Annotated in this window: 12 protein-coding genes; 5 read left to right on the forward strand and 7 right to left on the reverse strand. The window is 32.7% G+C overall.

All coding sequences use genetic code 11. The features are described 5' to 3' along the window. Positions 1-424: 424 nt before the first annotated feature. Positions 425-841: a hypothetical protein gene (locus BFA01S_RS18915; protein ID WP_066234502.1), complete on the reverse strand. Its 417-nt coding sequence runs from the start codon at positions 839-841 to the stop codon at positions 425-427. A gap of 370 nt (positions 842-1211) precedes the next feature. Here BFA01S_RS18915 and brnQ point away from each other — a divergent pair, with 370 nt between their 5' ends. After that, positions 1212-2567, forward strand: a complete 1356-nt coding sequence (brnQ, locus tag BFA01S_RS18920) for a branched-chain amino acid transport system II carrier protein (protein ID WP_066234477.1) — start codon at positions 1212-1214, stop codon at positions 2565-2567. Positions 2568-2854: 287 nt separating this feature from the next. On the opposite strand, the gene BFA01S_RS18925 is transcribed toward brnQ, so the two are convergent. Next, positions 2855-3655 (reverse strand): nuclear transport factor 2 family protein, encoded by an 801-nt coding sequence (locus BFA01S_RS18925; RefSeq protein WP_169800510.1) that lies wholly within the window; start codon positions 3653-3655, stop codon positions 2855-2857. Positions 3656-3950: 295 nt separating this feature from the next. On the opposite strand from BFA01S_RS18925, the gene BFA01S_RS18930 reads away from it, so the two are divergent. Then, positions 3951-4250 (forward strand): hypothetical protein, encoded by a 300-nt coding sequence (locus BFA01S_RS18930; RefSeq protein WP_066234481.1) that lies wholly within the window; start codon positions 3951-3953, stop codon positions 4248-4250. 587 nt (positions 4251-4837) lie between these two features. On the opposite strand, the gene BFA01S_RS18935 is transcribed toward BFA01S_RS18930, so the two are convergent. Next, positions 4838-5650 carry an SDR family NAD(P)-dependent oxidoreductase gene (locus tag BFA01S_RS18935; RefSeq protein ID WP_066234483.1) on the reverse strand — a complete coding sequence of 271 codons (813 nt, stop codon included), beginning with the start codon at positions 5648-5650 and terminating at the stop codon, positions 4838-4840. Between the two features lie 326 nt (positions 5651-5976). Here BFA01S_RS18935 and BFA01S_RS18940 point away from each other — a divergent pair, with 326 nt between their 5' ends. Further along, positions 5977-6540, forward strand: coding sequence for a hypothetical protein (locus BFA01S_RS18940; protein ID WP_066234485.1), 564 nt, complete (start codon positions 5977-5979; stop codon positions 6538-6540). 194 nt (positions 6541-6734) lie between these two features. Here BFA01S_RS18940 and BFA01S_RS22585 read toward each other — a convergent pair whose 3' ends face one another. Both BFA01S_RS22585 and BFA01S_RS18945 read right to left on the reverse strand, forming a co-directional pair. Then, positions 6735-6884, reverse strand: a complete 150-nt coding sequence (locus tag BFA01S_RS22585; RefSeq protein ID WP_156483909.1) for a hypothetical protein — start codon at positions 6882-6884, stop codon at positions 6735-6737. Positions 6885-7139: 255 nt separating this feature from the next. Next, complete coding sequence (locus tag BFA01S_RS18945) at positions 7140-7454, reverse strand: hypothetical protein (protein WP_066234488.1); 315 nt, start codon at positions 7452-7454, stop codon at positions 7140-7142. Positions 7455-7922: 468 nt separating this feature from the next. Here BFA01S_RS18945 and BFA01S_RS18950 point away from each other — a divergent pair, with 468 nt between their 5' ends. Continuing rightward, entirely contained in the window at positions 7923-8210 is a 288-nt protein-coding gene (locus tag BFA01S_RS18950; protein WP_066234491.1) for a restriction endonuclease, read from the forward strand. A gap of 165 nt (positions 8211-8375) precedes the next feature. Here the strand turns inward: BFA01S_RS18950 and BFA01S_RS18955 are convergent, their stop codons facing one another. Together BFA01S_RS18955 and BFA01S_RS18960 are read right to left on the reverse strand one after the other, a co-directional pair. Continuing rightward, on the reverse strand, positions 8376-8792 hold the full coding sequence (locus BFA01S_RS18955) for a hypothetical protein (protein WP_066234494.1): 417 nt from the start codon (positions 8790-8792) through the stop codon (positions 8376-8378). 16 nt (positions 8793-8808) lie between these two features. Next, on the reverse strand, positions 8809-9114 hold the full coding sequence (locus BFA01S_RS18960; RefSeq protein ID WP_169800511.1) for a hypothetical protein: 306 nt from the start codon (positions 9112-9114) through the stop codon (positions 8809-8811). 188 nt (positions 9115-9302) lie between these two features. On the opposite strand from BFA01S_RS18960, the gene BFA01S_RS18965 reads away from it, so the two are divergent. Beyond that, positions 9303-10208: a DMT family transporter gene (locus BFA01S_RS18965; RefSeq protein ID WP_066234501.1), complete on the forward strand. Its 906-nt coding sequence runs from the start codon at positions 9303-9305 to the stop codon at positions 10206-10208. The last annotated feature ends 17 nt before the right edge of the window (positions 10209-10225 follow it).

Genomic DNA, 10225 nt, shown 5'->3' on the forward strand with positions numbered 1-10225 from the left:
TTACTGCCCGTTAAGGCTGGGATAAAAACCTCATTTACTTATGGTATGGTTCTTCCATTATCGCACTTTTTAATAGAAAACATAACTGACGTTTTTATACGGCCCCAATACCTCATCTACAAACGGTATCTCTGAAATATATAGCTGTAAACAATCTTTTATTTAACATTTTAAATATCTCCTTAAGTTGAGGAACCTTAATTCTATTTTCACAAAAAATAAAAGTATTAACCATGTTTTCTTTGAAGAGACACGAGAAACTTCTTGTTTCAATTCGTGGAAGGGCCTTTTGAAAGTCTAATCATAAGACTAGCAGGTTCTATTTTTGGAGAGAAGAGTTATTTTTCCTAACTGAATTGAAATTATAATCGCAGTAAATTTAAAATAACAAATCACACAAAAAAGAGCAGGTTCACCTGCTCTTTTAGTTATTCAATAGAATGTCTTTTAATGTTTTTTCATCTTCTTTCTCTAATCTTCCATAGGCATTCTTTTCTCTGTCAATAATAGTTACTAATGCATCGCCTTCATTAAACCAAATAGAATATTCAAATAATCTCTCTGGCATATTTTTATCATATGTGAAGAATAAGGTGGCTTTCACATCTTCTTTACGAGACATTTCAGCTTTTACGCCTTGTTCCCAATCAACTTTCGCTAATACATCTCTTAAAACTTTAATTTTTTCTTCCTCTGTGATTATTATTTCGTTGTTCTCATCTGTTAATACGTGAACATCAACTCTAGTTAGTTGGTTCAAATCAAACTCTTTAGGAACTTCTTCTGAACATCCTATTAAAGTTGCTACGATCGTAAAAATTATAAATAAATGAAGAATCATCTTTTCCACTTTGAGAAACCTCCCGTAATTTCACTCCTTCGAATATATTCTGCATCTTCGAATAAAAGCCTTTCTAACAAATGAAGAAAATATCAATCAACCAATAAAATGGCACTATAGGTATCAAAAAATAATGATAGGGTTGCTGTTAGATGAATGAAAGAGGTAAGACCGTTTTGATGAGATGAGGATAGATGGAAATTAGGGATCTAGTCACTAGGATGTATAAAAAATTAAATTTTATATTGAAATAATATTTATCTATAGTTATAATATGATGAAACTTTATATATTAACTATTATATAATTTTCAGAAAATTTAATACTTTTCAAAAATAGTAATTTTTAGTTATTTCATGGAGGTTTTAACTTGTCTAATAAAGTACCGTTTTCATTTATAGTAGTTATTGGTTTAATGCTATTTGCTCTATTCTTTGGGGCAGGAAATTTAATTTTTCCACCAATGCTTGGTCAATCGGCTGGTATGAATATCTGGTCAGCTAATGCAGGGTTTCTAGTAACAGGAGTTGGATTACCATTACTTGGTGTGTTAGCGCTTGGTTTTTCGGGGAAAGATGATTTACAGTCGTTAGCAAGTCGTGTACATCCTGTTTTTGGTATTGTATTTACAACCGTTCTTTATTTAGCAATCGGTCCTTTATTTGCTATGCCGAGAACAGGAAACGTTTCTTTTGAGATAGGTGTCAAACCCTTTTTGGCCGAAAATTCAAGCCCTGTACCTTTACTTATTTTTACAATCATCTTTTTTAGCATTACGTGTTTTTTTTCGCTCAATCCCGCGAAAATTGTCGAAATTGTAGGGAAAATATTAACGCCAATCAAATTAACGTTTATTGGAATCCTAGTAGTAGTTGCCTTTATTCATCCAATCGGTGATTTTCAAGCACCTGTTAAGAATTATACAGTTCAACCATTTTTTAATGGGTTTAAAGAAGGTTATTTAACAATGGATACTCTTGCATCTTTTGTTTTTGGTATCATTATCATTAACGCTATTAAAGAAAAAGGTGCAAAAACAAAAAAACAAATTTTAATTGTCTGTGGAAAAGCAGCTGGTATTGCTGCCATTATCCTAGCAACCATTTATACAGCTCTTTCTTATATGGGTGCTTCAAGCGTAGAAAAACTTGGACTATTAGATAATGGAGGTACTATCTTAGCAAAAGTCTCGGAATACTATTTTGGATCTTACGGTGGAATATTATTAGGACTAATGATTACAATAGCTTGTTTAACAACGAGCGTAGGCCTTGTTACATCTTGTTCTGCATTCTTCCATAAACTATTTCCAAAAGTTCCTTACAAAACAATTGCTATTAGTTTATCTATTTTTAGTGCAATAGTTGCTAATATTGGATTAACAGAGTTAATTGCTATTTCTGTACCTGTATTAACAGCTATTTATCCATTAGCTATTGTATTAATTTTCTTAACATTTTTTCATTCTTTATTTAAAGGGAAAGCTGAAGTTTATCAAGGAAGCTTACTTTTAACATTTATTATTAGTTTCTTTGATGGATTAAATGGAGCTGGTATACAGCTTTCATCTATTAATCATTTCTTTAATGCAATTCTTCCTATGTACGACGTAGGACTAGGATGGGTTATACCTGCTATTGTTGGAGGATTCATAGGGTACGGCATTAGCATATTACGAGTGAAATTCAGGCTTAATCATCCAACTAGATTAATTAAACAAAAATAACCTATTTTAAAAAGAAATCTAGGAATAATGCCTAGACTTCTTTTTTATGAATGTGGATACTAAGTTCATTATTATCAACGCAAACGTACGTGCGAAATTACACTAACTCAAATGAATATTTTCGGAATCCATATCTACTTTTTAAAATTAACAGCTATTAAAACTACTGAAAAAGCGAATTTCTGTAAAAAGGAAATAAATTAATAAGCAAGTTCGATTTTTGAACCTGCTTATTTCCATACCAACAAACAACCTTAAAATTTTAGTTTTCATTAACGCTGGGAACATCACTTTATTTCTATCGGTTTATCACTTTTAGGAATCGCAGAATTCGTTAAAACATGACCAAAAATCACTTTCCATTGCCCATTTTCCTTACAAACAGCATGATTTTGTGTGGTACTGAAATACTCATGCTTGACCTCAATTTGCGCAATAGCGAATGAATCTGATAATATTCGTATTCCTAATGGAGTAACTTGAGGGAATGGTTTTTCTTCACTTATCGCTTTAAAGTGTTCTTCTAATCCAGCTTTACTTATATGAGGGGCAAATTTTATATATTTCTCTATTTCCACCAAATCCCCCGACTTTAAGGCAGTAGAATAATTTTTTATTGTCTTCTCTACTTCATGCTCATTTTTATCTCTATTCATCTTATCCGAAAACTGGATGTATCCAGAACCAGGTATTCCCTTAATGATTTTCCATTGCCCATCCTTTTTAATAACTGGTGATGTAGCAATAAATATTCTATCTTTGTAGGTTGATTCAATAGATACTAAAGCTGTATTTTCATTAACTATGCTAATGTCAGTAATTTCAGCTTTTTCTAAAGGATGCTTTTTACACATCATAGTGTATAATTCCTTTACATTACTTATTTTTTGTAAATATTCCGAATGGGCGATCATATCATCTAAGTTACAATTTTTTTGAGCATTCAAGAAGTTAACTACTGCTTTTAAAGCATCATCTTTTGGCTCTGCATTAACAATCAAATTATCACTGAAACTGTTTAATATAAAAATAAATGTCACAACAATAAGTATCCTGCAAATCCTCTTTAATGAATCTCGACTATTCATTCTCATTCCAAATACCTCACTTATATTTTATATTTCCTTTCGTATTCTTTACAAAAAGGATATTTATATCAGCGCTTTGAATAAATGGACAAATAATCCAATTATTTTTTTATTAAGAACTAATACAAAATATAATGAAAACAACCACCCAAAAGGATGGTCGTTCTCTTATATTCATCATTCAAATTGACCATTTCCTTCTTCATTAAAAATAAATTGTAGAATTAAATTCTTTAACTACTAGCAGGATTATGGAAGATTAATATTGAAATATATTTTAAAAGGAGGGTTCACAATGTCCTATTTTTATGAATTACCATATGTGATGGCCGATTCTATGTGGATTAATCTGGAGCTCTTATTAGTTACAGCATGTATTTCAACGATAATATTTGTTTTAACTAAAAATGAATATGTTTCTTTACTGTCCTCAGCACCTGTTTTTTACGTGACCTCATTGTTACAGAATACTACTACTCATTTATTTTTCCTCTTAGCTGCAATGGTAGTACAGACAGCAATTATAATGACAATGCAATATCAAAACCAAAAGAAATTAATACGAATAGAAGAGAAACAGGAAAATACTATTTAACGTATTTTTAATCAACAGTTTTGGTGTCATAGCTTTAAGTTATGACACCAAAAAAGAAAAAGGGACTGACTATAAAAGTCAATCCAAGGTGACGCAAGGTGCTCCCTCTTCGTCTAATATATATTATGCAAGCTTGAGGACAAGTGTTATCCTATTTATTAAATTATGACACTTTTAAACTATAAAAAGAGCCATAATTTAATTCGCATCACTTTCAACTAAAGCTACCTTAACCTCATTGTGAATCACCATAATAAATACACAGAATCCTCTTCTTAATATCTAAAAAGTAAGCCTTACGTCTCGTGTACCAATCATCAGCCCCATCCCTTTTTCCATTTAGCAACGGATATTTTCGCTTTAACATTAGGTCTCGGCATTGATTAGGATCTGGATTGCCCCCTAATTTTCCTTAATTCATTATTTAATGGAATTGCTTCTTTATCTTTAAGATAAGAAAAAAATCCTACCTCAAACTTCCACTTCTTTTATTATTAAATCTAGGTATTGCTTTACAAATATGAAAGAAGACTGCACTCTAAAGTCATTTTTTATGACCTTAGGTACAGCCCGACAAAAGGTTTTAACTATGCTTTATTCTGTAAAGATGCTACCCAATTATTTGTATCTGCAATAGTTGGATTAGCAAGGTAATGCCCACCTTCAATTTGAAGGGTTTGACCAGTCATAAACTTAGATTCATCAGAAGCTAAGAATACTACTGCATACCCGATATCGTCTGCTTCACCATGGTATGGCAATGCATTAAATTTCGAATAAATATCCAGCATTTCTTGTGGCATATTACTTTTAGCAGCTGGTGTTAAAATAAGACCTGGTGCTACTGCATTACAACGGATTTTATCTTTACCGTATTGAGTTGCAATATTTTTAGTCATATTTGCAACGCCCGCTTTTGTTGCACCATAAGCGGTACGTGTTTGATCACTTGCAAATGCTGCCATTGAAGCATTGTTAATAATAGAACCGCCTCCTGCCTTTTGCATATGAGGGATAGCAAAACGGCTTCCAAGTAATACTGATTTTAAGTTCACATTTACTAAACGGTCCCATTCATCTAAATCTATATTTACAACGTCTAAATCTTTACGCAGATTTGTTAAACCAACATTATTAAATAATACTGTTAGTGAACCGTATTGTTCAACAGTGAATTCAACTGCGGCTTCGATTGATTTTGCATCTCCTGCATCAAGGAATATTACTGATGCTTCATAGCCTTCTTTTACTAAAGATTGTGCAGCTTCTTTTGCACCTTCAATATTAAAGTCCGCAATAACAACTTTTGCGCCTTCTTTTGCTAATAATGTTGCTGCTGATAAACCAATTCCGGATGCTCCGCCTGTAATGAGTGCTACTTTATTTTTTACCCGATTCATAAGAAACTCCTCCTAGTATAATAAGCGATAAAAATAGTATTTACTGAAAAATCCTAATTATAATCGCTGTCATTATATTTATTAGACATCTAATAGTTTAACATTAAATTATTTATTTTCAAACTAATAACTTTAAGTGAAAATATTATTATTTTAATCAGGATCAATTGTTCCATCCTTATTCCAAAAATAAATCTCCCATTGTATCTCCTATGTAATAATGATTCTGATGGTAGCAAAGTGACAGTTTCACACAATAAAGCATCATTCCATGGTATAATTTGGATTGAAGAGTTACATAAATAAAATTGGAGGTTGTGCAATACATGGGATTCTTTAATCGCTTATTTAAGAAAATAGAAGATGTTAATACAGGAGAAGCGAATGTCGCTGAACTTGAAGATGAATTTTATGTAGAGTCAGAAATAGAAGAAGCGAAAGATTTTTGGGTAGAAATGGCACAAAATATTATCGTGAATGTAGTTAAGGCGGCTAACAATGAAGTAGAACGTGCTTTTATTTTAATAAATATGGGTGAGCAGCCCTCATTCGATATTTTTTATCAAGTAGATGGAAGTCTAATAATGTGGCATCAACTTGAAGATTCTATCATAAAAGAAAAGATTCATAGAGAATTACTGCCGCAAGCCCCTGATGTCGCTTCTGTTGTAAATGATAAATTTGTTCAAGCCAATCACCCTAAAATTTCATATGCTGAGCTGCAATTCGAATGGGAAACTAAGGCTTGGTTCTCTCATGTAATTTGGGATGATGATGAAAATGCTAACCTTGAAAAAGAAGAAATTTTAAGTAAATGGTTCAACACTTTGAGTGAAGAAATTAAAACACAACCATTAGACAGTGATAGTAAATTATCCTGGTATCCTTAAAACCTATGTTAAAAGAAGCTAATAATTTCTAGGGAGATACTCTTATTTATCATTATATATATTAGGATATAGAGGAATGAATTGATATACATAAGGCTATGTTGGGCTATTCGTCCTTTAATGAGAAGGGAGTCTATTTCTCACTTTCCTCCCCTCTCCTATCATTTTATACAGCTCCAAGTTTTTCTAAATGTTTACTTATTCTCTTCAAAATTAGTCTGCTTTACTTCTACTTTTTCTTTCGAAGTTGTATCTTGTGTTTCAATATTTATTATGTTCTCAAGTGCTTCGCTTACTTCGCCTGTAAAATTCAATTTATGCTCTGGAATTCGTTGATTTTTCATCCATTTCTCCTCCTTTCTTCTTCTGTTATTTTCCTTCTGTTCATTCGAATACATACATCTCTTTTTCACAGAGGCCGGGAAATTACCGATATAAATGTCCATCCACATACAGATTTATATTATTTTCTGGGGATGTTCTGAGCTTTCATATTTAAATAACTTATGACAAGTGTATTTTTCTCCATTCCTTTATCCAGCCTTTGATTACTTACTGCCTACAAAATAATAAAAAAGAAGCCTAATTTCTCAGACTCCTTACCGTTTTAACACTTCTATATATTTTATTCCCTGTAACTGCCCATCGGCTTCCATGAATACTTTTACCGTTGATCCTACATTAATTGATCCTTTCAATTGTACGTTTTCAGTATCAAAAGTAATACTCTTCTCTTGATTTACACCTTGAGCAATTACCTTTGTTCCTTCTATACTTACAATCTCATAAACATTCAAATCAGACTCTTCCGCTATTTGTGCTGCCTGCGATATTCTTTCTGCTTCATTATGCTTGATATTTAAATAACTTAATCCAATAACTAAAATAAATATTAAAAGGAATTTGTCTTTCATGAAATATCACCTGAATAAATAATAGTAAAAAAGATCTATATTAATATTAACACAACTGGACCTATTTCAGTACTTAATAATAGATACTTCTTCTATATATTTCTAAAGATGACAAAAGAATGGTCCTTATGGCATTACCTTTACAAACGGATCTTAATCATAAAAATTCAAAATAACATAAAAGTGATTATATACGAGAAGATAGCCTATTTGATTACATTTTAAACATTACTATAATAAAATATAATGGTGAAAACCCGGATAGATACAGTTGAAAAGATTATTTATGAGTCCTTTTCTTCATACCGGCATATGTCTTACTAACTGAGGAAAAGCGGTTAGATTGATAATTTTTTCATACTCCATCTATCATTCTCCTATTTATAAGAGTAAACAAGGGGCTTTTAGGGAAAATTACAGGAGTACAAACTTATCAGAATTGAGAGGAATAGATCAGGAGGAATAAGAATGGATGTATGTGAACTTTGTGAACGAGAGCCTGTTGAGACGACTGTCCATCATCTACTGCCTAAAGAGATGGGCGGTACCTTTGGTCCTACGGCTAATTTATGCATTCCTTGTCATAAACAAATCCATGCCCTTTATACAAATAAGGAAATTGCGATACGTTTGACAACTATCCAGGAATTAAAAGAGGATGAGCAGCTGTCACGTTTTCTTAAATGGATACGTAAACAGCCGCCGACTAAATTAATGAAAATTAAGAAATCTAATGAGAGGAAACGAAAGCGATAGACCATACACTAGTCATTTCTATAAATCGAGATCATCAACCAATTGTTGAATTTCTTTTCTCATTATAATCTCCTTCCCGAAGTTTTGATATTTTTATTATTGAGAAGATAGATTCATGCTGATTGCTTCTTTTAATAGCTGCACAGCTTTAGTGATTCATCATATTTATTTTCCCTTTGATATGGTAATCTCCACATTTTCCGGCTCCTGTTCTTCACCATACAAAGTAACTACCGCTTCATTATCACTTTTCCATGTGACTGACACATTGGAGGAGTCAAGTATTTTCCCATCATTGCTAATACTTCGGTCAACATATTTCCACCATCCGTATTTTATTCGGACTGATGATGGACCAAACCATGCAGGCTCTCCTTTTTCAACAACTTCAATCATATATATTTCACTTGGTGAATGACTCGTCACAAGCTTTCTTTCCTTAAAGTATATTGCGTATGAAAACGTGCCAACAATCAAAACTATAGGGGCTACTGTTAGTATGACAAACCAAGTAAGGCAACCCCGTTTGGCTTGCTTTTTGGTACGCTTAATATGTTCGTCTGAATTGTGTTCAAGATTCATTTATATTTCCCCTTTTTTAAAACCTCAATTTCTTTTTCGGTGGATCAGCAGGTTTATCAATTAATTTCGCAATCTTTTTCCTTTTCACAAACTTTACATCGTTCAGCCAATACACAAATGCCTCTGCATTAAAACAAACTCCATATATTTCATTGCCTTCCTCGTCTTCATCAGCTATAACCCAATAAGGATGCTTGTTGTTCCTGTCATAAATCCATTTATCAAACTGCCTCTGCAATTTGCGTACATTCCTTCCCACTTTTGCAGGACAACTCATATATTCTGAATCACTTTCATACATAAATTCAAGTTTTACAATCATAATCATCAGCCTTTCTTCAAACAACTCCTACCTTTTTACTTTAACATGATGGTAATTCATCCTGCTAAAATAAAACTATTTTCTAAGAAAAATAAAAAAACATTAAAAATTAATTATTTTAGTATTATAATATTCTTGCGTCGAAATAAATTTTTAAGTATTTATTATATAGAAAGAGATGATTTCTCATGAAATGGCTTTGGAACATGGCTGCACTCATTTTACTTTGGGGAGTGTCTTGGCCAGTTTATAAACTCGCTTTGGCCTACACACCGCCTCTCCTTTTTGCAGCGATGCGCTGTGTAATTGGCGGGTTAATCTTAACGATGTTTATCTGGAAAAAACGAGACCAGATAAAGTGGCGAAAAAACTGGAAAATTTATTTATATACAGGTATATTAAATATTGCTTTCTTTTATGGATTTCAAACTGTAGGATTACAATCCGTTCCATCCGGGCTTTTCTCTGTACTTGTATATTTCCAGCCCATACTAGTTGGATTCTTTGCTTGGTTATGGTTAGGAGAATCCATGACCTTCCTTAAAGTAACAGGACTCATCCTCGGATTTCTCGGTATAATTTCCGTAAGCGTGGAAGGATTCTCAGGCCAAGTGTCCATTTCTGGAGTGATCCTTGGTCTATTATCAGCATTATCCTGGGCTCTCGGAACAATCTATGTGAAGAAAAATGCTAACCAGGTAGATTCCTTATGGATGGTTGCCTTCCAATGTCTGATTGGAGGTTCTCTCCTCTCCATACTCAGCTTCTCCACTGAAAAATGGACAAGCATTACATGGAACAGTACTTATATATTCGGTCTTGCTTTCGGTGCCATTCTCGGGATTGCAGTATCTTGGATTCTTTATGTAAAAGTAGTTAAAATGGCGGACGCTAGTGTGGTAGCTACGTTCACCTTCCTCGTGCCACTGATTGCCGTAATTATAGGAACAATTTTTTTAGGGGAACCATTTACATTCTACTTATTAGCAGGGATTGTGCTTATCGTAGCAAGTATTTATCTCGTTAACAAAAAATCATCACGTCCGGCTAAGATAAATGAATCTGATATAGATCAAAAACATCTAAGCGCATAAAGTGAAACTTCTATCAG

The sequence above is a fragment of the Metabacillus fastidiosus NBRC 101226 genome (genome assembly GCF_001591625.1).
In the GTDB taxonomy this organism is placed as follows: domain Bacteria; phylum Bacillota; class Bacilli; order Bacillales; family Bacillaceae; genus Metabacillus; species Metabacillus fastidiosus.